This is a genomic window from Streptomyces sp. NPDC029296, assembly GCF_055569255.1.
The window spans coordinates 33,404-58,098 of sequence record NZ_JBVHXT010000006.1; the positions used below are offsets into that span (position 1 = coordinate 33,404).

The following is a 24,695-nucleotide window of genomic DNA, read 5'->3' on the forward strand; positions in this document are numbered from 1 at the left end:
CGACAGACGCCTCTTCGACACCCTGCGGCGCACCGGCGGGCGCCGACGCACGACGCGTGGCCCGACGACGCGGACGCGCGGGAGCGGCCTCGGCAGTCTCCTCGGCGACCGGCTCCTGCGCGGCGGGAGCCGCGGCTTCACTCACCTCGGCGACAGACGCCTCTTCGACACCCTGCGGCGCACCGGCGGGCGCCGACGCACGACGCGTGGCCCGACGACGCGGACGCGCGGGAGCGGCCTCGGCAGCCTCCTCGGCGACCGGCTCCTCGGCCGCTTCCGTCCCGGCGGCGGCCGGGGCGACGGTCTCGGCGGCCTCGGCGGGGACCGGCGTAGCGGCGGCGGCCGACGCGCGGCGCGTGGCCCGGCGGCGCGGACGCGCGGCGGGAGCGGCCTCGTCGGGCGTCTGGGCCGTGGCGGCCTCGGTCCCGGCGGGCGCCTCGGCGGCCGCAGCGGTGTCGGTGTTCTCGGTGGTGGCGGGCGGCGTGGCCACGCTGCGCGTGGCCCGGCGCCGGGTGCGGCGCGGCGCGGCCTCCTCGCCGACGACGACGGCACCGGCCTCGGTGACGGCGGGGGCCGGCTCGGCGGTGGACGCGGCCGGGACGACGGTCTCGGCGGCCTCCGCGGCCTCGGCGGTCGCCGGTGTACCGGCGGGCGCCGACGCACGGCGCGTGGCCCGGCGGCGCGGACGCGCGGCGGCGGGCTCCGCGCTCTTCGCCTCCTGGCCGGTCCCGGCGGCCTCTGCCGCCTCTTCGGTCACCGTCTCTTCGGCGCCGGTGGCCTCAGCGGCCTCGCCGCCCTCGGTCGCCTCGGCGACCTCGTCCGTCTCCGCGGCCGGTATGGCCGGCACGGTGACCTCCGCGGGCGCCTCGGCCGCCGCGGCGGGCGGGCCCGCCGGGCGGGAGGCGGCACGGCGACGCCTGCGCGGGGGCAGGGTGTCGCTGGGGGTGTTCAGTTCGGAACCCTCTTGGGGTTCGTTCGGTCCGAGCATGCGGGCGTATCTCCCGTCAGGCTCCCGGGCGCCGCACCTGGTCCGGCGCCGGTCTCTGGGGACCGTCCGCCGTTGACGTCCGCGGCCCGCGCGATACGCGGTGGCCGCCGTCCGGGGCGCGGGCGCCGCACGGGAGCACTCTGTGTCCTGTCTCGCCGGTTCCGTACGCCTTGTCGGTACGGCCTGGCGAAAGTCTTCTGGTCGGTGCGCTGCCCGACCCAGGTGGCTCCCGAGTCCGAGGGCGGCGCTACGACGTCCGTCCCTACGCGGGACCTTCCGGCATCGCCGCCGTCGCGGCGGCGGCCGGCTGGGCCGTCAGGGCCCCGGCAGCCTCGCGGTCGGGCGCGAGCGGGTCGGTCACCGTGCCGGTCTCTTCATCGAACAGCCCCTGCGCCAGCCTGGTCACCGCTGCGGCGACCGGCGGCGCCAGGTCGGCCACGGCGCGGAGACCGGACAGGACGTCGTCGGGTCGTACGGCAGGCGTCACGTGCCGAACAACCAGCCGCAGTATCGCACAGGGCCGGTCGCTCGGCCTATCAGCCGGAGCGCCGTGCGTTTCCAGGCTCACCACCGCCGGGCGGGCGTCGAAGGTGCGGACGCCGTTCTTGGTCATCCGCTGCACCTCGACGGCGTCGGCCCGGGTGAAGGCCGCCACCGCGCGCTCGGCCTCGGCGGGCTCGACGCCGTCCAGCCGCAGCTCCCAGACGGAGGCCGTCAGCCGGTCGGCGAGGCCGGAGGTCCGTGCCTCGACCGCCTCGACGATGTCGAGCCCGGTGGGCAGCGACTCGTCGAGGAGGGCGCGCAGGGTCTCCGGGTCGCGCGGTGCGGTGAGCGCGATCTCCAGGTACTCCGCCTCACTGCCCGTGCCGGTGGGTGCGGCATTGGCGTACGACACCTTGGGGTGCGGTGTGAACCCCGCCGAGTACGCCATGGGCACCTCGGCGCGGCGCAGCGCCCGCTCGAAGGCGCGCTGGAAGTCTCGGTGGCTGGTGAACCTCAGGCGGCCGCGCTTGGTGTAGCGCAGACGAATGCGCTGCACCGCGGGTGCGGGCGGCGGGCCTTCGGGCTGTCGCTTGCCCAGTGTCGCTCAGTCCTTCGTGAGTGCGGTCTTGCTCCTACCAAGAGTACGTGTGTCGCGGCCCACGGGTTCCCGCCGGTCCGCATCGACCGGTTGCCCGGGAGTGCCGAACACCATGCGCCTGAATTCGGCGCGCGCCTGGCGCATGGTGTCGCGGGCCGTGGTCAGCGCCTCGCGGGCGAGGCGGCCCACCGTGCGCACGCCCGCGGCGACCGGGCGCAGGACGGTGGCCCGTACGGCGTGCCCGAAGGGGGTGAGGACGGTGCGGTACGCCCAGCGCACCGGCTCCACGAAGATCCACCGCAGGAGGGTGCCGAGGGCGCGGCCGACGGCGCGGGAGATCCGCCCGGCGATCCGCCAGGCGTGCCCGAGGGCGTCCCGGACCTCGCGGACGACGAGGGCGAGGAACCGGCCGGCGGGGGCGAGGACCCGGCGCCACAGGGCGAGCGCGGGCAGCACGACCAGCACGCGGGCGGTCCAGTACAGGGCCAGGCCGACCGCGCTGACGAGCACTCCCAGCAGCCATCCGACGCCTCGTACGCACCAGGCGACGGCCCGGCCGGCAGGGGCGAGGACCCAGGTGTACAGCCATCGGGCGGGGACGACGACCAGGTACCGCACCAGCCGGGCGACGGCCGTGCTGGCACCGAGCCCGAGCACGGCCAGTACGGCGCCGACGCCCTTCAGCAGCCGGACCAGCGCCCGCCCGACGGGGACGAGCACGCGCGCGTACACCCACGCGAGCCCGGCGCCGGCCCCGCGCGCCAGCCAGGCGAGGGCGTGCCCGGCGGGGGCGAGGACGTACCGGTGGAACCACACGGCCGGTACGACGACGAGGACCCGGCCGAGCCAGGCGAGCGCCCTGCCGGCGGGTACCACGAGATGGCGCCACAGGGCCACGAACGGCCGGACGAACAGGGCCCTGCCGGTCCAGGCGAGGGCCCGGCCGAACGGCCTGAGCACGGTGTCCCGCAGCAGCCGTCCGGCGACGACGAGCGCGTCCCACACCATCCGCACCGGCACGACCAGCACCAGGACGACGATCCGCACGGGCAGGCGCACGGCGACGACGAGGCACCCTTCGCCCTGGTGGCGCGGCTCCGGCGGCTTCTGAGCATCCATGCCCGGGAAGACGCGCGGACCGGCCGTTCGGATGCGGCCCTGTCATGTTCATCACGCACAGCGCCGTGCGTCGGGCGCCGATGAGCCCCCTCGCGACCGGGCGAGGGGGCTCAGGGGGCGTAGGGACGCGGGGCGGGCGGCCTCAGTGCGTGTGGCCGCTCGCGGCCGGCGTCGGGCCGGCGTTCTTCACCGTCAGGGGCAGCAGCTTCTTGCCCGTGGGGCCGATCTGGATGTGGGTGTCCATCTGCGGACAGACACCGCAGTCGAAGCACGGCGTCCAGCGGCAGTCCTCGACCTCGGTCTCGTCGAGGGCGTCCTGCCAGTCCTCCCAGAGCCAGTCCTTGTCCAGGCCGGAGTCGAGGTGGTCCCAGGGCAGGACCTCCTCGTAGGTGCGCTCCCGGGTGGTGTACCAGTCGACGTCCACGCCGAAGGGGGCGAGCGCCTTGTCGGCGCAGGCCATCCAGCGGTCGTAGGAGAAGTGCTCGCGCCAGCCGTCGAACCGGCCGCCGTCGTCGTACACCGCGCGGATCACCGCGCCGATGCGGCGGTCGCCGCGGGAGAGCAGGCCCTCCACGATGCCGGGCTTGCCGTCGTGGTAGCGGAAGCCGATCGAGCGGCCGTACTTCTTGTCGCCGCGGATCTTGTCGCGCAGCTTCGCCAGGCGGGCGTCCGTCTCCTCGGCCGACAGCTGCGGCGCCCACTGGAACGGGGTGTGGGGCTTGGGCACGAAGCCGCCGATGGAGACCGTGCAGCGGATGTCGTTGGAGCCGGAGACCTCGCGGCCCTTCTGGATCACCCGCGTGGCCATGTCGGCGATCTGCAGGACGTCGTCGTCGGTCTCGGTCGGCAGGCCGCACATGAAGTACAGCTTCACCTGGCGCCAGCCGTTGCCGTACGCCGTCGCGACCGTGCGGATCAGGTCGTCTTCCGAGACCATCTTGTTGATGACCTTGCGGATGCGCTCCGAGCCGCCCTCGGGGGCGAAGGTGAGACCGGACCGGCGGCCGTTGCGGGTCAGCTCGTTGGCCAGGTCGATGTTGAAGGCGTCCACGCGGGTGGAGGGCAGGGAGAGGCCGATCTTGTCGTCCTCGTAGCGGTCCGCGAGGCCCTTGGCGACGTCGCCGATCTCGCTGTGGTCGGCGGAGGACAGGGACAGCAGGCCCACCTCCTCGAAACCGGTCGCCTTCAGGCCCTTGTCGACCATCTCGCCGATGCCCGTGATGGAACGCTCACGGACCGGGCGGGTGATCATGCCGGCCTGGCAGAAGCGGCAGCCGCGGGTGCAGCCGCGGAAAATTTCCACCGACATCCGCTCGTGGACGGTCTCGGCGAGCGGCACCAGGGGCTGCTTCGGGTACGGCCACTCGTCCAGGTCCATGACGGTGTGCTTGGACACGCGCCACGGCACGCCGGAGCGGTTGGGCACCACACGGGCGATCCGGCCGTCGGGCAGGTACTCGACGTCGTAGAACGCCGGGACGTACACCCCGCCGGTCCGCGCGAGCCGGAAGAGCACCTCCTCGCGGCCGCCGGGGCGGCCCTCCGCCTTCCACTCGCGGATGATCCGGGTCATGTCGAGGACGGCCTGCTCGCCGTCGCCGATCACGGCCGCGTCGATGAAGTCGGCGATCGGCTCCGGGTTGAAGGCCGCGTGACCGCCGGCCAGGACGATCGGGTCCTCGTCGGTGCGGTCCCGGGACTCGAGCGGGATGCCCGCCAGGTCCAGCGCGGCGAGCATGTTCGTGTAGCCCAGCTCCGTGGAGAAGCTGAGGCCGAACACGTCGAAGGCCTTCACCGGGCGGTGGCTGTCCACCGTGAACTGGGGGACGCCGTGCTCGCGCATCAGCGCCTCCAGGTCCGGCCAGACGCTGTAGGTGCGTTCGGCGAGGACGCCCTCCCGCTCGTTGAGGACCTCGTAGAGGATCATGACGCCCTGGTTGGGCAGGCCCACCTCGTACGCGTCCGGGTACATGAGCGCCCAGCGGACATCGCACTCGTCCCACGGCTTGACCGTGGAGTTGAGCTCGCCGCCGACGTACTGGATCGGCTTCTGCACGTGCGGGAGCAGAGCTTCGAGCTGCGGGAAAACCGACTCGACAGGCATCTCGCGAACCTTCATGAGCTGACAGGGGGACCATCAAGCGTAACCCGCCCGGCGGGTCGCCCCGAACGCTCAGCCGGACAGCGCGCCGCCGGCCGCCTTCCAGCGCCCGGGCAGCCGTGCCTCCAGCCCGGCCGCGCGGCTCTCCTCCCTGCCGTACAGCAGCCCGTAGGTGAACGCGCTCTCCCCCGCCGCGTGGGCCACCGCGGCCAGCTCGCGCAGGACGCGCCGGGCCATGACGCTGTCCTGGTGGTCGCCGAGCAGGGTGGTCAGGCTCTTCATGGCCTTGGTGAGGGCGCGGGCGGGGGCGCCCAGGGCCTCGGTGGCGGCCTCGGCCGCGTACCGGGTGCGCTTGGCCTTCTTGCGGGCCTCGTGCAGGGCGCGGTCGCGCTCCTGCCCCGGCGGCAGCGCGAGCGCGTGCTCCATCAGGGCCGTGAGCTTGCGCTCGTCCTTGCGTACGGCCTTGCCGAGCGCCTTCTCGGGTTTCCGGCCGGCCGCCCTGCGCAGCGGGGGCTCGGCGAGCAGGGCGTCCAGGGCGTCGAGCAGGGCCAGATAGCGGCGGGAGTCCAGGACTCCGGTCAGATGGGCGCGGGCGCCGCGGCGGGCCCCGGCCCAGGCGGTGAGCCGTTCCGGGACGGGGCCGGTGACCAGGGCGGGCGGCAGCGCGTCGAGGGCGCTCGTCAGCCGGTCGGCCAGCACCTCCTGGTCGCGGTCGACGCCCAGTTCGCCCGCGAGCCACTTCAGCTCGGCGCCGACGGGGCCGGTGACGGCGCGGTCGAGGACGCCGGTGAAGGTGCGCAGGGTGCTGCGGGCGCGGCGGGTGGCGACCCGCATCCGGTGCACCGAGTCGGGGATGCCGCGGCGCACGGCGGGGTCGAGCGCCACCAGCGCGTCCCGCTGGGCGCGCAGATAGGCGAGGACATGGTCGCCGGCCGTCTCGGGCGCGGCGGGGGCGGCCGGCTTGCCGGTGTGGTCCGGCGCGGTCTCCGCCAGGGCGCGGGCCAGCTTGGAGGGGGAGGCGGAGGGCCGCACACCGGCCGCGCGCAGCCGCTTCTCCAGCCGGTCCAGGAGGGCCGGGTCGCCGTCGTCGGCGAGTTCCACCTCGATCTCGGTCCACCGGGCGGTCCCGCCCGGGCCGGTGAGCCGCTCGGCGGTCACGGTGTCGACGCTGGCCTCGGCCAGCAGGGCGCCCCGCGCGTCGAGCAGGTGGCGCACGTCCCGGGCCGAGCGCAGCCGGACCAGCGGGACCAGCGGGCGGTCCCGGACCCGGGAGCGGACGAGGGCGGCGATCTCCTCGGGCACGGTGTCGCCGAGCGGGGCCCGGATCTCGTCGCGGACCCCGGGGGCGACGGGGAACTTCAGGTGCCAGCCGGCGTCCGAGCCCCCGGTGCGGCGGCGGAGGGTGAGCGAGGCCGCGGTCAGGCGTTCGTCGGTGGTGTCGTAGTACGTGGCGTCCAGCTCGACCAGGCCCCGGTCGAGGACGGAGGCCACCGGGCCGGCGCCGGTCAGGTCGGGCAGCCCGCTGCCGTCGGATTCGTACTTGCGCTCGATCTCGCGTTTCGCGTCCGCCATGCACCGAATCTAATGGCGGCGGCGCCGATCCGTCAGGGGGCGCCGCCGCTCCCGGGCCCTACGCCGACATCGGCCGCTGCACCTTGATCGACTGGAGCAGTCCCACGGCCACCCATACGGCGAACATCGACGAGCCGCCGTACGACACGAACGGCAGGGGCAGGCCGGTGACCGGCATGATGCCGAGGGTCATGCCGATGTTCTCAAAGGACTGGAAGGCGAACCAGGCGACGATCCCGGCGGCCACGATCGTCCCGTACAGCTCGGTCGAGTCGCGCGCTATCCGGCAGGCGCGCCACAGCAGCAGGCCGAGCAGGAAGATGATGAAGCCGGCGCCGACGAAGCCCAGCTCCTCCCCCGCGACCGTGAACACGAAGTCCGTCTGCTGCTCGGGCACGAACTGGCCGGTGGTCTGCGAGCCGTGGAAGAGCCCGGCGCCCGTCAGGCCGCCGGAACCGATGGCGATGCGGGCCTGGTTGGTGTTGTAGCCGACGCCCGAGGGGTCCAGGTCCGGGTTGGCGAAGGCCGCGAAGCGGTTGATCTGGTACTCGTCCAGGATGTGCAGCTGCCAGATCGCGACACAGCCGACCACCCCGGCGACGAGCAACCCGAACACCCAGCGGTTGGAGGACCCGGAGGCGAGCAGCACGCCCAGGATGATCGCCACCATGGCCAGCACCGAGCCGAGGTCGGGCATGAGCAGCAGGATCATGATCGGCACGGCGGCCAGGCACAGCGACTGGAAGACCGTGCGGTGGTCGGGGAACGGCTTGTCGCCCGCGTCCACCCGGGCCGACAGCAGCATGGCCATGCCGAGGATGATCGAGATCTTGAGGAACTCGGCCGGCTGGAGCGAGAAACCGCCGATGACGAGCCAGTTGCGCTGGCCGTTGATGGTCGCCCCGAGCGGGGTGAGGACCACCAGGGCGAGGAGCACCGACAGGCCGTAGAGGATCGGCACGACGTTGCGCAGGGCGCGGTGGCCGAGCCAGACCGTGGCGATCATCAGGGCGATCCCGATGCCCAGGTTCATCAGGTGGCGCAGCAGGAAGAAGTACGGGTCGCCCTGGTTCAGCTCGGTGCGGTTGCGGGTCGCCGAGTAGACCAGCAGCGAGCCCAGCAGGGACAGCGCGGTGGCCGCGAGCAGGATCGGCCAGTCCAGCCGGCGGGTGAGCGAGTCGCGGGCGAAGAGCCTGGTCCAGCCGGCCCGCTCGGGGCCGTACCCGGAGACGGAGAAGCTGTTCGTGCCGGTCATGAGGGCATCCTCCGGCGTCCCCGGGTCCGCTGTCCGCGGCGCCTGCGGGTGTCGCGGTTGCCGGTCGTGGGCGACGGGGCGGTGCCCGCGGGCTGCTGCTCGTCGCCGTTGGTGGGGTTGTCCTTCTGCGCGGTCTCGGCGTCCTTGGCCGGGTCGCCGGTGACCTTCGGGGCGGCGATGGTGCCGTCCGTGCGGACCTTGGGCAGGCTCTTCTGCGGCTCGGGCAGCAGCGCCTTGCCGCTGTCGACGGAGCCGTCGCCCTGGACGCCGTAGAGCGCGCTGTAGATGTTGCGCACGGCCTCACCGGAGGCGCCGGATCCCGTACCGGCCTGGGCGATCGTCATGATCACCGTGTAGTCCTCGGAGTACGTGGCCAGCCAGGACGTGGTCTGCTTGCCGTAGACCTCGGCCGTGCCGGTCTTGGCGTGCAGCGGGATCTTGTCCTGGGGCCAGCCGCCGAACTTCCAGGCCGCCGTACCCCGGGTGATGACGCCCGCGAAGGCGTCGTCCATGCCCCTGAGGGTGGCCTGGCTGACGGGGAGCTTCCCGCGCTTCTTCGGCTTGATCTCCCGCACGGTCCTGCCGTCGGGGCTGATGATCGCCTTGCCGATGGTCGGCTGGTACATCGTGCCGCCGTTGGCGACGGCGCCGTAGATCACGGCCTCCTGGATCGGGGTGACGAGTGTGTCGCCCTGGCCGATGGAGTAGTTGATCGAGTCGCCCTCGCGCATCTTGTTGCCTTCGAGGCAGTTCTCATAGGCGATCTTCTCGACGTAGGAGCCGTCCTTCTTGCCGGACTTGCACCAGGCGTCCTTGTTGGCCTTCCAGTACGCCTCCTTCCACCGGCGGTCGGGGACGCGGCCGGTGACCTCGTTGGGCAGGTCGATGCCGGTCTCCTTGCCGAGGCCGAACTGGTGGGCGGCCTTGTAGAAGTAGTCCTTCGGCCGGCCCTTGGGGTTGCTGCCGCCGTCCCTCTTCCACTCCTTGTCGGACAGGTAGTAGAAGACGGTGTCGCAGGAGACCTCCAGGGCGCGGCCCAGGGAGATGGGGCCGAAGTTCTCGCCCTCGAAGTTCTTGAAGACCTGGCTGCCCACCGAGTAGGAGCTGGTGCACGGGTAGCGCCCGTCGAAGGCGTAGCCGGCCTCCACGGCGGCGGCCGTGGAGACCACCTTGAAGGTCGAACCGGGTGCGGCCTGGCCCTGTATGGCCCTGTTCAGCAGCGGGTAGTCCGAGTCCTTGCCGGTGAGGGCCTTGTAGTCCTTGGCGGAGATGCCGCCGACCCAGACGTTCGGGTCGTAGGTCGGGGCGGAGGCCATCGCGACGATCCGGCCGGTCTTGGCCTCCATCACCACCACGGCGCCGGAGTCGGCCTTGTAGTTGGTGCCGGTGATCTTGTCGTACTGCTGGCGGGCGGCCTTCATCGCCTTGTCCAGCTCGTACTCGGCGACCCGCTGGACGCGGCTGTCGATGCTGGTGACCAGGTTCGCCCCGGGCTCGGCCGCGTCCGACTCGGCCTTGCCGATGACCCGGCCGAGGTTGTCCACCTCGTAGCGGGTCACGCCGGCCTTGCCGCGCAGCACCTTGTCGTACGTCCGCTCCAGGCCGGAGCGGCCGACCATGTCGGAGCGCAGGTACGGCGAGTCGGTGTCCTTGGCCTTCTGGATCTCGTCGTCGGTGACGGGCGAGAGATAGCCGAGCACCTGCGCGGTGTTGGACTTGCCCGGGCCCGGGTAGCGCCGGACGGCCTCGGGCTCGGCGGTGATGCCGGGGAAGTCCTCGGAGCGCTCGCGGATCTGCAGGGCCTGCTTGGGCGTGGCCTCGTCGGTGATGGGGATCGGCTGGTACGGCGAGCCGTTCCAGCAGGGCCGGGGCGTCTTGGCGTCGCACAGCCGGACCTTCAGCATGACCTCCTCGGGGCTCATGCCGAGGACGCCGGCCAGCTTGGTGAGGACGGCCTTGCCGTCGTCCTTCTGCCGGCTCAGGTCGGTGCGGGAGGCGGAGACCACCAGCCGGGTCTCGTTGTCCGCGAGGGGCACCCCGCGGGCATCCAGGATGTCCCCGCGCACGGCGGGCTGGACCACCTGCTGGACGTGGTTGCCGGACGCCTCCTTCTGGTACTCCGCGCCCTGGCGGATCTGGAGGTACCACAACCGGCCGCCGAGCGTGCCGAGGAGGGAGAGGACGAGGATCTGGATCACGACGAGCCGGATCTGGACCCGCGGGGTCCGACCGGTCTCGGGAATGTTGGTCACTGCGGCTTTCTCCCCCTCTCAGTGCGCGGACGTCCGCGCCCGGACGTCTGTGCGTGCCATGTGCGTGCGTGCCGTATGCGTGCGGGGCACCGGGCGGCGGGCCCGCCGCCCCGGCACGCATGATGAACGACCGGCCAGTGAACGCGCGTTCCAGGAAAGCCGACCCGTTCGAGTGAACCTGCCGGGTGCGAACTCGTCGCCGGTCACAGCCGCTTGACCCCCTTGATGCGGCCGACCCGCGCGGACCGGGTGCGGGCCTTGGCCTTCAGCGCGCCGAGACCGCCGCGCTGCCCGCCGACGCGCAGTCCCGTGCCGGAGGAGAGCCAGCCGGAGGAGATGTCCCCGGCGCCCGCGGCGGGGCCGGTCTCGGTGAGCGGGTCGTTGTCGGCGCGGCGGGCCAGCCACATCACGCCGGGCACCACGAACGGGCCGAGCAGCAGGTCGTACAGGGCGGCCGAGAACAGCAGCCCGGGCAGGCCGACATGGCGGGCGGCGGTGTCGCCGACCAGGGCGCCCACCCCGGCGTAGAGCAGGGTGGAGCCGACGGCGGCGGCGACCACGACGGCCATCGGCCCGGTCGCCGACTTCAGCCGGCCCTTCTCCGGCCGGATCAGCCCGGCGAAGTACCCGGTGACGCACAGCACCAGGGCGTAGCGGCCGGCCGCGTGGTCGGCGGGCGGGGCCAGGTCGGCGAGCAGGCCGGCGCCGAAGCCCACGAGGGCGCCGCCGGCATGGCCGTACACCATCGCCAGGCCGAGGACGGTGAGCAGCAGCAGGTCGGGCACCGCGCCCGGCAGGTGCAGCCGGGCCAGGACGCTGACCTGGATCACCAGGGCCACCACGACCAGCGTGCTGGAGAGCAGGATCCGGTTGACACGCATGGGATTCGGCTCCTACTGCTGCTCGTCGCTGGCGGTGTCGGTGCTGTCGGTGTCCGGGGCGGGGGCGCCGGCCGACGGGTTGACGGTGACGGTCACCGTCGGTGTCGGCACCGGCTTCGGCTTGGCCGGGAGCACGGTGTCCCGCGGGTCCTTCTTGGGGCCCTGCACGACCACGCCGACGATGTCGAGCTTGGTGAAGCCGACGTACGGGGTGACGGACAGGGTGCGGGTCAGGCCGCCGCCGGAGGGGTCGACGCGGGAGACCACGCCGACCGGAACGCCGGGCACGAACGGCTTGTCGGACTGGGAGCCGAAGGTGACGAGCCGGTCGCCCTTCTTCACCTCCGCCTTGCCGTTGAGCAGTTCCACGCGCAGCGGCCGGTCGCCCTGGCCGGAGGCGAAGCCGAGTTCGTCGCTGCCCTCCATGCGGGTGCCGACGGTGAAGTCCGGGTCGTTGGCGAGCAGCACGGTGGCCGTGCCGGGGCCGACGGTGGTGACCCGGCCGACCAGCCCGTCCCCGTTGAGGACCGTCATGTCCCGCTTGATGCCGTCGTTGGCGCCGACGTCGATGGTGATGGTCCAGGAGAAGCCCTGCGCCGACCCGATGGCGATGACCTCGGCGCCCTTGATGGCGTACTGCCCCTCGCCGGCGATCTTCATCAGCTTGTCGAGCTGCTCGAGCCGGCTGCGGTTGCGGTCGTCGCTGCCGAGCTTGGCCTTGAGGGCCGCGTTCTCCTTCTCCAGCGCGGCGAGCCGGTCGTGCCGGCTGCCCGAGTCGCGCACGGCCGAAACGGCGTCACCGACCGGGTCGACCGCGCCGGACAGCCCGTCCTCGACCGGGCCGAACACCGCCGCGGCGGCGTGCCGGGCACCGTCGACCGGGGAGTTCCGCCCTCCGCGGATGTCCACCGTGATCAGCGCGAACGCGATGGCGACCAGCAGGACCAGGAGCAGCCGGCTCTCTTTCGTGTCCCTCACGTGCGGCGGCCGTGCCCTTCCTCAAGTAGGAATTCGGCGGGCCCCTGGAAAACGCGAATGGTGCGGCGCAAACCGGCGAGGCCCAATTGGTGGAGCTTATGCCTCTATATCAACGATCCGCCGCACGAGAGGAGAACGTCTCGTACGGCGGAATGGAAGAGTCGCCTCATCTGCGCGGCTGGGCGTCCAGAACCTGCTGCAGCGCCTCGAACTCCTCGACACACTTACCGGAACCGAGCGCGACGCTGTCCAGCGGGTCCTCGGCGATGTGGATCGGCATGCCGGTCTCGCGCCGCAGCCGCTCGTCCAGCCCGCGCAGCAGCGCTCCGCCGCCGGTCAGCACGATTCCCCGGTCCATGATGTCGCCGGACAGCTCCGGCGGGCACTTGTCGAGGGTGGTCTTGACCGCGTCCACGATCGCGTTGACCGGCTCCTCGATCGCCTTGCGGACCTCGGCCGCCGAGATGACGACGGTCTTCGGCAGCCCGGACACCAGGTCCCGGCCGCGGACCTCGGTGTGCTCGTCGGTGTCCAGGTCGTACGCCGAACCGATCGTGATCTTGATCTGCTCGGCGGTGCGCTCGCCCAGCAGCAGGCTGTACTCCTTCTTGATGTACTGGATGATCGCGTTGTCCAGTTCGTCCCCGGCGACGCGGATGGACTGGGCGGTGACGATGCCGCCGAGCGAGATGACCGCGACCTCCGTGGTGCCGCCGCCGATGTCCACCACCATGTTGCCCGTGGCCTCGTGCACCGGCAGACCCGAGCCGATGGCGGCGGCCATGGGCTCCTCGATGATGTGCACTTGGCGGGCACCGGCCTGCGAGGACGCCTCGATGACCGCACGGCGCTCGACGCCCGTGATGCCCGAGGGCACGCAGACCACGACCCGCGGCCGGGCCAGGTACCGCCGCTTGTGGATCTTCAGGATGAAGTAGCGGAGCATCCGCTCGGTGATCTCGAAGTCGGCGATCACACCGTCCTTCAGCGGGCGCACGGCCACGATGTTGCCCGGCGTCCGGCCGATCATCTTCTTCGCTTCGGCACCGACCGCGAGGATCCCACCCGTGTTGGTGTTGATCGCCACGACGGACGGTTCGTTCAGTACGATCCCGCGACCCCTGACGTACACCAGCGTGTTGGCGGTCCCGAGGTCGACAGCCATGTCACGGCCGATGAACGACATTGAGTTCCCCATCCGGATTCATCTGGCCTCCCTGCGCTTTTGAAGGCATGTCAGGTCGGCGAGGCGGGTGCTGTGACGTGAAGGCTTCCATCGTAAACGCGCCTGCACGAACACTGCGCGAGGGTCTCCGCCATTGTCACCAGATGGCGTGCCGCCCCGCTTGTGGAGACGGGCGTTCGGGGGCGCGCGTTCCCTCAAATGCGCGGACCGTGCGGCGACGTCCGCGGGAAAGCGCGGGAAAGGCCCGGGACCGGGCCCGGACCTTCTCCGCGGGCCGCCGCCGGCCCTACACGCGACCCGGGAAGAAGATCTTCACCTCGCGCTCGGCGGACTCCTCCGAGTCCGAGGCGTGGATCAGGTTCTCGCGGACGATCACGCCGAAGTCACCGCGGATCGAGCCGGGCGCGGCCGCGATCGGGTCGGTCGGGCCCGCCAGCTGACGCACGCCCTCGATCACCCGCTCGCCCTCCACGATCAGCGCGACGACCGGCCCGGAGGACATGAACTCCACCAGCGGCTCGTAGAACGGCTTGCCCACGTGCTCGGCGTAGTGCTGCTCCAGCGTGGCGCGGTCCAGGGTGCGCAGCTCCAGCGCGGTGATCTGCCAGCCGGCCTTGCGCTCGATACGGCCGATGATCTCACCGGTCAGCCCACGACGGACGGCGTCGGGCTTGAGGAGGACAAGGGTGCGCTGGCTCACGAGGGGCTCCTTACACGGCTTACGGGTGCGGTGGCACGAGGTTACAGGGCGTGCCGGGGCGCCCGTTACGCAGCGTCAGCCGGGGAGGAGGACGCCTGCGAGCGTGCCGCGAAGCGGGCCTTCGCCTCGTCCACCTTTCTCCCGAAGTGCACCGATGCCCACCACAGCGCGGCGAAGACCGCGCCCATGAAGTACATGGTCGGCACGAACACTCCGGAGGCGATCAGAGCGATCTGCAGGGCCCAGCCGAGGGCCACCCCGCCGGGCCGGGTCACCATGCCGCACAGCAGCACGCACAGCACCATGGCGATGCCGCTGACCAGCCATACCGTCGACGTGGCCAGGCCCGGGTCCTTCATGGCGACCAGCCCGGCGAAGCCGATGATGAAGAACTCGCCGATCAGGGTCGACGCACAGAGCGTCCGCATGTTCCTCAGCCCTTCCCCAGCAGCAGCCGGGCCTCGCCGACCGTGATGACGGAACCGGTCACCAGCACACCGCCGCCGGCGAACTCGCCCTCCTCCTCGGCCAGCGTGATCGCGGCCTCCAGGGCGTCCGGCAGCCGGGGCTCGACCTGCACCCGCTCGTCACCGAACACCTCGACGGCGATCGCGGCCAGCTCGTCCGCGTCCATGGCGCGGTGGCTGGAGTTCCGGGTGACGACGATCTCGGCGAAGATCGGCTCGAAGGCCTCCAGCAGCCCCCGCACGTCCTTGTCGCCGCTCGCGCCCACGACGCCGATCAGCCGGGTGAAGTCGAACGCCTCGCGCACCGCCTCGGCGGTGGCCTCGGCGCCCGCCGGGTTGTGCGCGGCGTCCAGCACGACCGTCGGGGAGCGCCGTACGACCTCCAGGCGGCCCGGGGAGGAGACGGCCGCGAACGCCTTGCGGACGGTGTCGATGTCCAGCGGCTCCGCGCGCTGCGCGCCGACCCCGAAGAACGCCTCCACGGCGGCGAGTGCCACGGCCGCGTTGTGCGCCTGGTGGCCGCCGTGCAGCGGCAGGTACACCTCCGGGTACTCGCCGCCGAGGCCGCGCAGGGTGAGCAGCTGCCCGCCGACGGCGACCTGCCGGGCGACGACGCCGAACTCCAGGCCCTCGCGGGCGACGGTGGCGTTCACCTCGACGGCCTTCTTCAGCAGCACCTGCGCCGCGTCCACCGGCTGCTGGGCCAGGATGACGGTCGCGTCCTGCTTGATGATGCCGCTCTTCTCGCCGGCGATCTCCGCGGGCGTCCCGCCGAGCCGGTCGGTGTGGTCCAGGGAGATGGGGGTCACCACGGCCACGTCGCCGTCGATGACGTTCGTGGCGTCCCAGGAGCCGCCCATGCCGACCTCGACCACGGCGACGTCCACCGGGGCGTCCGCGAACGCGGCGTACGCCATGCCGGTGAGGACCTCGAAGAAGGAGAGCCGGTACTCCTGCTGTCCGTCCACCATCTCGACGTACGGCTTGATGTCCTGGTACGTCTCCACGAACCGCTCGGCGGAGACCGGGGCGCCGTCCAGGCTGATCCGCTCGGTGATCGACTGCACGTGCGGGCTGGTGTAGCGGCCGGTGCGCAGCTCGAAGGCGCCGAGCAGGGCCTCGATCATGCGGGCGGTGGAGGTCTTGCCGTTCGTGCCCGTGATGTGGATCGAGGGGTACGAGCGCTGGGGCTCGCCGAGGACGTCCATCAGCGCGGAGATCCTGCTGACCGAGGGCTCCAGCTTGGTCTCGCCCCAGCGGGTGGCCAGCTCCGCCTCCACCTCGCGCAGCGCCTTGTCGACCTCCGGGTCCTCCGGGCGCGCGGGTACGTCGGCCTGGGGCGTGCCGCCCTGGGTACGCAGGGTGCGGCTGCCGGCCTCGATGACCGCGAGGTCGGGGTCGCGGGTGGTCTCGGCCTCGATGATCTCCTCGAAGCTGTCGAGAGGGTCGGGCTGCTCGGTACCGTTCGGGTCGCTCACGGGGCCCAGTCTACGGAGGCGGGCGGACAAAGGGTGCGGTGGCTTCACGGCGCCGGTACGGATGGCTCGCCGCAAGCCGAAGGCCCCGGTGCTTCAGGGGCACCGGGGCCTTGAGCAGCGTCGAACGTTTCGCGCTGCGCTACCTGGCGACTCACGCTTCAGCGTCAGACGTTTGACGCTCTCGTCAGTGACTCACGCTTCCGGCAGCCTCTCCAGCTGCGCGGTGATGCGGGCGATGTCCTCGTCCGCCTTGGCGAGGCGGGTGCGGATCTTGTCCACGACGTGGTCGGGGGCCTTGGCGAGGAACGCCTCGTTGCCGAGCTTGGCCGCGGCCTGGGCCTTCTCCTTCTCCGCTGCGGCCAGGTCCTTCGCCAGGCGCTTGCGCTCCGCGGCGACGTCGATCGTGCCCGAGAGGTCGAGCGCGACCTGCGCGCCCGCCACCGGCAGGGTCGCCGTGGCCGTGAAGGACTCGCCCTCGGGCTGGAGCCGCAGCAGCTGGCGGATGGCCGCCTCGTGCGGGGCGAGGGCCGTGCCGTCGAGGGTCAGGCGGGCCGGGACCCGCTGGCCGGGCTGCAGGCCCTGGTCGGCGCGGAAGCGGCGGACCTCGGTGATGACCGACTGGAGGGTGGAGATCTCCTGCTCGGCCGCCGTGTCACGGAAGCCGCTGTCGGCCGGCCAGTCGGCGATCACGATCGACTCGCCGCCGGTCAGCGTGGTCCACAGGGTCTCCGTGACGAACGGGACGACCGGGTGGAGCAGCTTGAGGGTGACGTCGAGGACCTCGCCGAGGACCCGCTTGGCGACCTCGGCCGGCTCGCCGCCCGCCTGGAAGACGGTCTTGGACAGCTCGACGTACCAGTCGAAGACCTCGTCCCACGCGAAGTGGAAGAGGGCGTCGGACAGCTTGGCGAACTGGAAGTCGTCGTAGTACGCGTCGACTTCGGCGACCACCGAGTTCAGGCGGGAGAGGATCCAGCGGTCGGTCGCGGACATCTTCGCCGGGTCCGGCAGCGGGCCCTGGACGGTCGCGCCGTTCATCAGCGCGAAGCGGGTCGCGTTCCAGATCTTGTTGGCGAAGTTGCGGGAGCCCTGGACCCAGTCCTCGCCGATCGGCACGTCGACGCCCGGGTTGGCGCCGCGGGCCAGGGTGAAGCGCAGGGCGTCGGAGCCGTACTTGTCCATCCAGTCCAGCGGATTGACCGCGTTGCCGAAGGACTTCGACATCTTCTTGCCGAACTGGTCGCGGACCATGCCGTGCAGGGCGATGGTGTGGAACGGCGGGGTGCCGTCCATCGCGTACAGGCCGAACATCATCATCCGGGCGACCCAGAAGAAGAGGATGTCGTAGCCGGTGACCAGGACGGAGTTCGGGTAGAACTTCGCGAGCGACTCGGTCCGCTCGGGCCAGCCGAGGGTGGAGAACGGCCACAGGCCGGAGGAGAACCAGGTGTCGAGGACGTCGGTGTCCTGGTGCCAGCCCTCGCCCGTCGGCGGCTGCTCGTCGGGGCCGACGCAGACGACCTCGCCGTTCGGGCCGTACCAGACCGGGATGCGGTGGCCCCACCACAGCTGGCGCGAGATGCACCAGTCGTGGAGGTTGTCGACCCAGTCGAAGTACCGCTTCTCCATCTCCTGCGGGTGGATCTTGACCTTGCCGTCGCGGACGGCGTCGCCGGCGGCCTTGGCCAGCGGGCCGACCTTGACCCACCACTGCATCGACAGGCGCGGCTCGATGGTGGTCTTGCAGCGCGAGCAGTGGCCGACGGAGTGGACGTAGGGCCGCTTCTCGGCGACGATCCGGCCCTCGGCGCGCAGCGCGGCGACGATCGCGGAGCGGGCCTCCAGGCGGTCCATGCCCTGGAAGGGGCCGTGGACGGTGATGACGGCGTGCTCGTCCATCACGGTGATGGACGGCAGGTCGTGGCGCTGGCCGATCTCGAAGTCGTTCGGGTCGTGGGCCGGGGTGACCTTGACGGCGCCCGTGCCGAACTCGGGGTCGACGTGGGTGTCGGCGACGACCGGAATGGAGCGGTCGGTCAGCGGGAGCCGGATGAGCTTGCCGACGAGGTGCTTGTAGCGCTCGTCGTCGGGGTGGACGGCGACGGCGGTGTCGCCGAGCATCGTCTCGGCTCGGGTGGTGGCGACGACGATGGACTCGTCCCCGTCGCCGTAGCGCATGGAGACCAGCTCGCCGTCGTCGTCCTGGTACTCGACCTCGATGTCCGAGATGGCCGTCAGACAGCGGGGGCACCAGTTGATGATGCGCTCGGCGCGGTAGATCAGCTCGTCGTCGTAGAGCTTCTTGAAGATGGTCTGGACGGCCTGGGACAGGCCCTCGTCCATGGTGAAGCGCTCACGGGACCAGGCGACGCCGTCGCCGAGGCGGCGCATCTGGCCGGAGATCTGGCCGCCGGACTCGCCCTTCCACTGCCAGACGCGCTCGACGAAGGCCTCGCGGCCCAGGTCGTGGCGGGACTTGCCCTCCTTGCCCAGCTCGCGCTCGACGACGTTCTGCGTGGCGATGCCGGCGTGGTCCATGCCGGGCTGCCACAGCGTCTCGTAGCCCTGCATGCGCTTGCGGCGGGTGAGCGCGTCGATCAGCGTGTGCTCGAAGGCGTGCCCGAGGTGCAGGCTGCCCGTGACGTTCGGCGGCGGGATGACGACGGTGTACGGCGGCTTGTCGCTCTTCGCGTCCGCCTCGAAGTACCCCCGCTCCACCCAGCGCTCGTACAACGGCCCCTCTACATCGGCCGGCGCGTACTGGGTCGGCAGTTCGGTGTCGGGCGCGGAGGGCTGCTGCTGAGCGTTGTCGGTCACGGGGGCCAGTTTAGAGGTGTCACGGGGTGGTCCCGAAACGCGTTTGTTCTGTAACGGTGCGGCCCCCGGTGCCGTGCGTTTCCCGGGCCTGGGCCAGGATGTCAGGAACACATAAGCTTCTGGAGGGGAACCCAGGAATGAGCAACAACCAGCCGGGCCCGTACGGCCAGCCGCCCCAGCAGCCGGGTCCGTACGGCCAGCCGGGGCAGCCTGGGCCGTACGGCCAGCCGGGCCCCTACGGCCAGCAGCCGCAGGCTCCCCAGCCCGGCTACGGCTACCCCCAGCAGGCCCCTCCGGCGCCGCAGCCGGGATACGGCTACCCGCAGCAGGGCGCCCCGCAGGGCACGCCCCCGCAGCCGGGCCCGTACGGCCAGCAGCCCGGCCCCTACGGCCAGCAGCCCTACGGCGTGCCGCAGCCGCCGCAGCCGGCCGGCGGGAAGAAGAAGACCGGTCTGATCGTCGGCGCGGTGGCCGTGGTGGCGGCGCTGGCGGTCGGCGCGTACTTCGTGCTCGGCGGCAGCGACGGCGGCGGCGGTGTGGCGGACGACGGCCCGCACAAGCTGACGACGCCGGCGACAGTGCTGACCGAGTACAAGAAGAAGGACGGCAACGGCGACACGATGACGAAGGAGGATCTGAAGGACGCCGAGAAGTGGGGCGTCCACGATCCGAAGGACGTCAGCGCGCAGTACGAGTCGGGTGACGACGACAACCCGCTGAGCAAGAAGATGCTCCAGTTCGGCGGCGTGTACGGCACGATCGACGACCCCGAGAAGGCCGTCGACGCGATGTTCGCCTACATGAAGACCAAGGCCACGGAGGAGAAGGACAGCGAGGTCACCCTGAACGGCGAGCCGAAGGCGTACACGCCGGCCGGACTCGACAGCGCGATCCTCAAGTGCCAGCAGGCCAGCGCCCCCACCGGCGCGGGCAACGGCGGGCCGAAGGACGTCACGATGAGCATCTGCATCTGGGGCGACCACAGCACCCTCGGGCTGGTCATGCCGATGGACATCGCCAACCTCGCGGCGGGCCGGAGCAGCGACCCGGCGACGGACGCGCAGACCGTCGCCAAGTTCCGCGGTGAGGTCCGCGTCAAGGCCTGACGCCTTTCCGCGGCGGCGAAGACGGCGAAGGGGCCCCGGTCGGCTGACCGGGGCCCCTTCTTCGCGTCCGTGTCCGGCGCTTACGCCGTCTTCTGCTCCCCCGAGCCCCGGCCGCGGGCGTCGCGCGGGATCAGGGTGGGGTTGACGTTCGAGAGGACCACGTCGGCGGTGATGACCACGCGGGCGACGTCCTTGCGGGACGGGACCTCGTACATCACGCCCTGGAGGACCTCCTCCATGATGGCGCGCAAACCCCGGGCGCCGGTCTGGCGCAGGATCGCCTGGTCGGCGATGGCCTCCAGCGCCTCGCGCTCGAAGTCCAGCTCCACCCCGTCCAGTTCGAACAGGCGCTGGTACTGCTTGACCAGGGCGTTGCGGGGCTCGACCAGGATCTTCAGGAGCGCCTCGCGGTCCAGGTTGTGAACCGACGTGATCACCGGCAGACGGCCGATGAACTCGGGGATCATGCCGAACTTGACCAGGTCCTCCGGCATGACGTCCTCGAAGACGTCCTTGGCCTCCAGCTCCCGCTTGGACAGGATCGTGGCGCCGAAGCCGATGCCCTTGGCGCCGGCCCGCGCCTCGATGATCTTCTCCAGGCCCGAAAAGGCACCGCCCACGATGAACAGCACGTTCGTCGTGTCAATCTGGATGAACTCCTGGTGCGGGTGTTTGCGGCCGCCCTGCGGCGGGACCGAGGCCGTCGTCCCTTCCAGGATCTTCAGCAGGGCCTGCTGCACGCCCTCGCCGCTGACGTCCCGGGTGATCGACGGGTTCTCGCTCTTGCGGGCGACCTTGTCGATCTCGTCGATGTAGATGATCCCGGTCTCGGCCTTCTTGACGTCGTAGTCCGCCGCCTGGATCAGCTTCAGCAGGATGTTCTCGACGTCCTCGCCGACGTAGCCCGCCTCGGTCAGCGCGGTGGCGTCGGCGATCGCGAACGGGACGTTCAGCATGCGCGCCAGGGTCTGCGCGAGCAGGGTCTTGCCGGAGCCCGTGGGGCCGAGCAGCAGGATGTTGGACTTCGCCAGCTCGATCGCGTCGTCCCGGCCGCTCGCGCCGCCGTTCTCGCCCGCCTGGACCCGCTTGTAGTGGTTGTACACCGCGACGGAGAGCGCCTTCTTGGCGGCCTCCTGGCCGACCACGTAGCCCTCGAGGAACTCGTAGATCTCGCGGGGCTTGGGCAGTTCCTCCCAGCGCACCTCGCTGGTCTCCGCGAGCTCTTCCTCGATGATCTCGTTACAGAGATCGATGCACTCGTCGCAGATGTACACACCGGGCCCTGCGATGAGCTTCTTGACCTGCTTCTGGCTCTTGCCGCAGAACGAGCACTTGAGCAGATCGCCGCCGTCACCGATGCGTGCCACGGTGTGCTTCCCCTTCGCCTGGGAGACGCCTGGACGTCATGAGTCCAGCGGCTCCTGGTGCTGCCTTATGTCCGACGGTACCTTGCCGGGCCCGGTGTTCGGGCCCCCCTTGGCAGGGTTCACTTTGCCGTGCACCGCGCCAAGGGGGGCTCGGGGTGCCGCGTTCCGCGTCAGCGGACGGCGGCGTTGTTCAGCTTGCGGGTGGAGATGATCTGGTCGACGAGGCCGTACTCCAGCGCCTCCTCGGCCGTGAGGATCTTGTCGCGCTCGATGTCCTCGCGGACCTTCTCGAGCGGCCGGTTGGAGTGCTTGGCCAGCATGTTCTCCAGCTGCTCGCGCATGCGGGTGAACTCGTTGGCGATGATCTCCAGGTCGGAGAGCTGGCCGCGGCCGGTGGAGCCCGCCGGCTGGTGGATCAGCACCCGGGAGTTCGGCAGCGCCATGCGCTTGCCGGGCGTGCCGGCGGCCAGCAGGATGGCCGCGGCGGAGGCCGCCTGGCCCATGCAGACCGTCTGGATGTCGGGCTTCACGAACTGCATCGTGTCGTAGATCGCCGTCAGCGCGGTCATGTCGCCGCCGGGGCTGTTGATGTAGATCGAGATGTCCCGGTCGGGGTCCATCGACTCCAGGCACAGCAGCTGCGCCATGACGTCGTTGGCCGAGGCGTCGTCGATCTGGACGCCCAGGAAGATCACGCGCTCCTCGAAGAGCTTCGCGTACGGGTCGTACTCGCGGATGCCCTGGGAGGTGCGCTCGACGAAGCGCGGGATGACGTAGCGGCTGTCGGGCCGGGGGCCCTCGTACATGCCGCTGGCGGCGCCGGGGAAGTTGCTCATGGGGTGTTCACCGTCCTGGTGGCGTTCTGGGGGCTTCGGTCTCGGCGGTGCGTGGCGTGGCCGGGCCGGTCAGGCACCGGTGCCGCCGCCGCCCGGAACACCCGAGGCGTGCGTGATGATCTCGTCAATGAGACCGTACTCCTTGGCCTCTTCCGGGGTGAACCAGCGGTCGCGGTCGCCGTCGCGGATGATCGCCTCGACCGTCTGGCCGGAGTGCAGCGCGGTCAGCTCCGACATGCGCTTCTTGGTGCGCATCAGGTACTCGGCCTGGATCTTGATGTCCGAGACCGTGCCGCCGAGGCCGGCGGAGCCCTGGTGCATCATGATGTCCGCGTGCGGCAGGGCGAAACGCTTGCCGGCGGCGCCGCCGGTGAGCAGGAACTGGCCCATCGAGGCCGCCATGCCCATGGCGATGGTGACCACGTCGTTCGGGATGTACTGCATGGTGTCGTAGATCGCCATGCCGGCCGTCACCGAGCCGCCGGGGCTGTTGATGTAGAGGTAGATGTCCTTGTCCGGATCGGCGGCAAGGAGCAGCAGCTGCGCCGTGATCTTGTTGGCGATGTCGTCGTCAACCTGCTGGCCGAGGAAGATGATCCGCTCGTTGAGCAGCCGGTTGTAGACCTGGTCGCCGAGGCCACCACCGATGGAAGGCTCGCCGGCGGCGGAGGGCATCAGATTCGTCACGTATCCACCTGCTCGTCTTACGACGGCGCCGGGCCGTCTCACGTCGTCCTGCCGGAGGCTTGGCGGGGGGTGTCAGGAGACTCCCCTGCCCCCGTATTCATGGACCCTAACGCTCAGGCTCCGTCGGGGAATCCCGGAGATGGGGGTGTTCGCCGGGGGCGTAGCGCGCGGGACTGACCGGGATGCCGGGTCCGGTGCGCGGAAAGCGGTGCGGTGGTCGTCGGGCCGCGGGCGCGCCGCGGCTCGTCGCGCGGTTCCCCGTGCCCCCGGGGCAGGCCGCGGCCCCGGGTGCGCGAACGGGCCCCGGGGACAGTCCCCGGGGCCCGCTGTACGCGCCTTACAGGCGCCGCAGGGCCGTCGCTCAGCCCTCGGCGTTCTCCTCGGCGGACTCGGAGGCCCCGGCCGCGGCCTCGGTCTCCTCCTCCTCGTCGTCCAGGTCGACGACCTCGCCGTTGGTGTCCTTCACCGTGGCGGCCTCGACCACGACGGCCAGGGCCTTGCCGCGGGCGACCTCGCCGACGAGGAGCGGAACCTGGCCGCCCTCGACGACGGCCTGGGCGAACTGGTCGGGGGACATGCCGGAGGAGGCGGCACGCCGCATGAGGTGCTCGGTGAGCTCCTCCTGGTTGACGTTGAGCTGCTCCTTCTTGACCAGCTCGTCCAGCACGAACTGGGTCTTGATGCCCTTGACCGCCGCCTCGCGGGTCTCGGTCTCGAACTCCTCGGCGGTCTTGCCCTGGATCTCCAGGTACTTGTCGAGGGTCAGGCCCATCTGGCCGAGCTGGTGGTGCTCCAGGTTGTGCTTGCGGGTGTTGATCTCGTCCTCGAGCAGCTTCTCGGGGACGGGGACCTCCACCAGCTCCAGCAGCTTCTCCAGGACGCGCTCCTGGGCCTGCGTGGCCTGGTCGAACTGCTTCATGTTGGCGAGGCGCTTGCGGCTGTCCGCCTTCAGCTCCTCCAGGGTGTCGAACTCGGAGGCGAGCTGCGCGAACTCGTCGTCCAGCTCGGGCAGTTCACGCTTGGCGACCTGGGTGACCTTGACGGTGACCTCGGCCTCCTTGCCGGCGGCCGAGCCGCCCTTCAGCTCGGAGGTGAAGGTGGCCTCGCCACCGGCCTCCAGGCCCTTCACGGCGTCGTCGATGCCCTCCAGCAGCTCACCGGAGCCGATGGTGTAGGACACGCCGTTGGCGATGCCGTCCTCCAGGACCTCGCCGTCGACCTTGGCCTCCAGGTCGATCGTGACGACGTCGCCGTCCTCGGCCGCGCGCTCGACCGGGGTGGTGGAGGCGAAGCGCTCGCGGAGCTGCTCGACCGACTTCTCGACGTCCTCGTCGGTGACCTCGACGGCGTCGACCTCGACCTCGATACCGGAGTAGTCCGGGATCTCCAGGGCCGGGCGGATGTCGACCTCGGCGGTGAAGTTCAGCGTCTCGCCGTCCTTCAGCTCCGTGATGTCGACGTCGGGCTGGCCGAGCGGGTTGAGCTCGGCCTCGTTGACCGCCTCGGTGTAGAACTTCGGCAGCGCGTCGTTGACGGCCTCCTCCAGCACCGCACCGCGGCCGAACCGCTGGTCGATCACGCGGGCGGGGATCTTGCCCTTGCGGAAGCCCTTCACCGTGACCTGCTGGTTGATCTTCTTGTACGCCGCGTCGAGGCTGTCCTTGAGCTCCTCGAAGGGCACCTCGACAGTGAGCCGAACCCGGGTCGGGTTCAGGGTCTCCACGGCGCTCTTCACGGTTCGGTCTCCTTGTGGCTGACTTCTTGGTTTCTGCCGGAGCCAGACAGGTCCGGCGGATTCGCCGCCCGGACGAGTACGTAGGCCGT

Annotated in this window: 18 protein-coding genes and 1 pseudogene; 1 reads left to right on the top strand and 18 read right to left on the bottom strand. The window is 71.2% G+C overall.

Annotation, left to right across the window (positions count from 1 at the left end):
* The 14 genes and pseudogenes from ACZ4W9_RS06950 to ACZ4W9_RS07015 all read right to left on the bottom strand — a co-directional run.
* Positions 1-988, bottom strand: a pseudogene (locus ACZ4W9_RS06950) (Rne/Rng family ribonuclease); the annotation flags it as partial.
* A 262-nt stretch (positions 989-1,250) separates the two neighbouring features.
* The gene (locus tag ACZ4W9_RS06955) at positions 1,251-2,027 is read right to left on the bottom strand and encodes a TIGR03936 family radical SAM-associated protein (protein ID WP_467933718.1); all 777 of its coding nucleotides are present in this window, start codon (positions 2,025-2,027) and stop codon (positions 1,251-1,253) included.
* A 48-nt stretch (positions 2,028-2,075) separates the two neighbouring features.
* Positions 2,076-3,188 (bottom strand): hypothetical protein, encoded by a 1,113-nt coding sequence (locus ACZ4W9_RS06960; protein WP_467933719.1) that lies wholly within the window; start codon positions 3,186-3,188, stop codon positions 2,076-2,078.
* Positions 3,189-3,330: 142 nt separating this feature from the next.
* Positions 3,331-5,292, bottom strand: coding sequence for a TIGR03960 family B12-binding radical SAM protein (locus tag ACZ4W9_RS06965; RefSeq protein WP_467933720.1), 1,962 nt, complete (start codon positions 5,290-5,292; stop codon positions 3,331-3,333).
* A 69-nt stretch (positions 5,293-5,361) separates the two neighbouring features.
* Positions 5,362-6,861 (bottom strand): CYTH and CHAD domain-containing protein, encoded by a 1,500-nt coding sequence (locus tag ACZ4W9_RS06970; protein WP_467933722.1) that lies wholly within the window; start codon positions 6,859-6,861, stop codon positions 5,362-5,364.
* A gap of 58 nt (positions 6,862-6,919) precedes the next feature.
* Positions 6,920-8,116: a rod shape-determining protein RodA gene (gene rodA, locus ACZ4W9_RS06975; RefSeq protein ID WP_467933723.1), complete on the bottom strand. Its 1,197-nt coding sequence runs from the start codon at positions 8,114-8,116 to the stop codon at positions 6,920-6,922.
* Positions 8,113-10,368, bottom strand: coding sequence for a penicillin-binding protein 2 (gene mrdA / locus ACZ4W9_RS06980; RefSeq protein WP_467933724.1), 2,256 nt, complete (start codon positions 10,366-10,368; stop codon positions 8,113-8,115). The genes rodA and mrdA overlap by 4 nt, the downstream gene beginning before the upstream one ends.
* Positions 10,369-10,571: 203 nt before the next feature.
* Positions 10,572-11,249, bottom strand: coding sequence for a rod shape-determining protein MreD (mreD, locus tag ACZ4W9_RS06985; RefSeq protein ID WP_467933726.1), 678 nt, complete (start codon positions 11,247-11,249; stop codon positions 10,572-10,574).
* Positions 11,250-11,261: 12 nt separating this feature from the next.
* The gene (mreC, locus tag ACZ4W9_RS06990; RefSeq protein ID WP_467933727.1) at positions 11,262-12,227 is read right to left on the bottom strand and encodes a rod shape-determining protein MreC; all 966 of its coding nucleotides are present in this window, start codon (positions 12,225-12,227) and stop codon (positions 11,262-11,264) included.
* Between the two features lie 166 nt (positions 12,228-12,393).
* Entirely contained in the window at positions 12,394-13,413 is a 1,020-nt protein-coding gene (locus tag ACZ4W9_RS06995) for a rod shape-determining protein (protein ID WP_014672705.1), read from the bottom strand.
* Between the two features lie 286 nt (positions 13,414-13,699).
* Complete coding sequence (gene ndk / locus ACZ4W9_RS07000) at positions 13,700-14,113, bottom strand: nucleoside-diphosphate kinase (RefSeq protein WP_467933728.1); 414 nt, start codon at positions 14,111-14,113, stop codon at positions 13,700-13,702.
* 65 nt (positions 14,114-14,178) lie between these two features.
* Positions 14,179-14,541, bottom strand: coding sequence for a DUF4233 domain-containing protein (locus ACZ4W9_RS07005; RefSeq protein ID WP_467933730.1), 363 nt, complete (start codon positions 14,539-14,541; stop codon positions 14,179-14,181).
* 5 nt (positions 14,542-14,546) lie between these two features.
* The gene (folC, locus tag ACZ4W9_RS07010; RefSeq protein ID WP_467933731.1) at positions 14,547-16,058 is read right to left on the bottom strand and encodes a bifunctional tetrahydrofolate synthase/dihydrofolate synthase; all 1,512 of its coding nucleotides are present in this window, start codon (positions 16,056-16,058) and stop codon (positions 14,547-14,549) included.
* A 192-nt stretch (positions 16,059-16,250) separates the two neighbouring features.
* Positions 16,251-18,875 (bottom strand): valine--tRNA ligase, encoded by a 2,625-nt coding sequence (locus ACZ4W9_RS07015; RefSeq protein ID WP_467933732.1) that lies wholly within the window; start codon positions 18,873-18,875, stop codon positions 16,251-16,253.
* Positions 18,876-19,012: 137 nt separating this feature from the next.
* On the opposite strand from ACZ4W9_RS07015, the gene ACZ4W9_RS07020 reads away from it, so the two are divergent.
* Positions 19,013-19,981, top strand: a complete 969-nt coding sequence (locus tag ACZ4W9_RS07020; protein WP_467933734.1) for a hypothetical protein — start codon at positions 19,013-19,015, stop codon at positions 19,979-19,981.
* An 80-nt stretch (positions 19,982-20,061) separates the two neighbouring features.
* On the opposite strand, the gene clpX is transcribed toward ACZ4W9_RS07020, so the two are convergent.
* The 4 genes from clpX to tig all read right to left on the bottom strand — a co-directional run bounded on the left by clpX (position 20,062) and on the right by tig (position 24,606).
* Positions 20,062-21,348, bottom strand: coding sequence for an ATP-dependent Clp protease ATP-binding subunit ClpX (gene clpX, locus ACZ4W9_RS07025; RefSeq protein ID WP_467933735.1), 1,287 nt, complete (start codon positions 21,346-21,348; stop codon positions 20,062-20,064).
* A 170-nt stretch (positions 21,349-21,518) separates the two neighbouring features.
* Complete coding sequence (locus tag ACZ4W9_RS07030; RefSeq protein WP_030608200.1) at positions 21,519-22,184, bottom strand: ATP-dependent Clp protease proteolytic subunit; 666 nt, start codon at positions 22,182-22,184, stop codon at positions 21,519-21,521.
* Positions 22,185-22,253: 69 nt separating this feature from the next.
* A complete protein-coding gene (locus tag ACZ4W9_RS07035) occupies positions 22,254-22,859 on the bottom strand; it encodes an ATP-dependent Clp protease proteolytic subunit (RefSeq protein ID WP_051009690.1) in 606 nt (201 codons plus the stop codon).
* Between the two features lie 373 nt (positions 22,860-23,232).
* Entirely contained in the window at positions 23,233-24,606 is a 1,374-nt protein-coding gene (gene tig / locus ACZ4W9_RS07040; protein WP_467933737.1) for a trigger factor, read from the bottom strand.
* Positions 24,607-24,695: the final 89 nt, after the last annotated feature.

Excerpts from the sequence above, each read along its gene's own strand:
- ACZ4W9_RS06960 (WP_467933719.1), bottom strand. The coding sequence starts at position 3,188 with ATGGATGCTCAGAAGCCGCCGGAGCCGCGCCACCAGGGCGAAGGGTGC.
- ACZ4W9_RS06965 (WP_467933720.1), bottom strand. The coding sequence starts at position 5,292 with ATGCCTGTCGAGTCGGTTTTCCCGCAGCTCGAAGCTCTGCTCCCGCAC.
- ACZ4W9_RS06970 (WP_467933722.1), bottom strand. The coding sequence starts at position 6,861 with ATGGCGGACGCGAAACGCGAGATCGAGCGCAAGTACGAATCCGACGGC.
- rodA (WP_467933723.1), bottom strand. The coding sequence starts at position 8,116 with ATGACCGGCACGAACAGCTTCTCCGTCTCCGGGTACGGCCCCGAGCGG.
- mreD (WP_467933726.1), bottom strand. The coding sequence starts at position 11,249 with ATGCGTGTCAACCGGATCCTGCTCTCCAGCACGCTGGTCGTGGTGGCC.
- ACZ4W9_RS06995 (WP_014672705.1), bottom strand. The coding sequence starts at position 13,413 with ATGTCGTTCATCGGCCGTGACATGGCTGTCGACCTCGGGACCGCCAAC.
- ACZ4W9_RS07005 (WP_467933730.1), bottom strand. The coding sequence starts at position 14,541 with ATGCGGACGCTCTGTGCGTCGACCCTGATCGGCGAGTTCTTCATCATC.
- ACZ4W9_RS07020 (WP_467933734.1), top strand. The coding sequence starts at position 19,013 with ATGAGCAACAACCAGCCGGGCCCGTACGGCCAGCCGCCCCAGCAGCCG.
- ACZ4W9_RS07030 (WP_030608200.1), bottom strand. The coding sequence starts at position 22,184 with ATGAGCAACTTCCCCGGCGCCGCCAGCGGCATGTACGAGGGCCCCCGG.
- ACZ4W9_RS07035 (WP_051009690.1), bottom strand. The coding sequence starts at position 22,859 with ATGCCCTCCGCCGCCGGCGAGCCTTCCATCGGTGGTGGCCTCGGCGAC.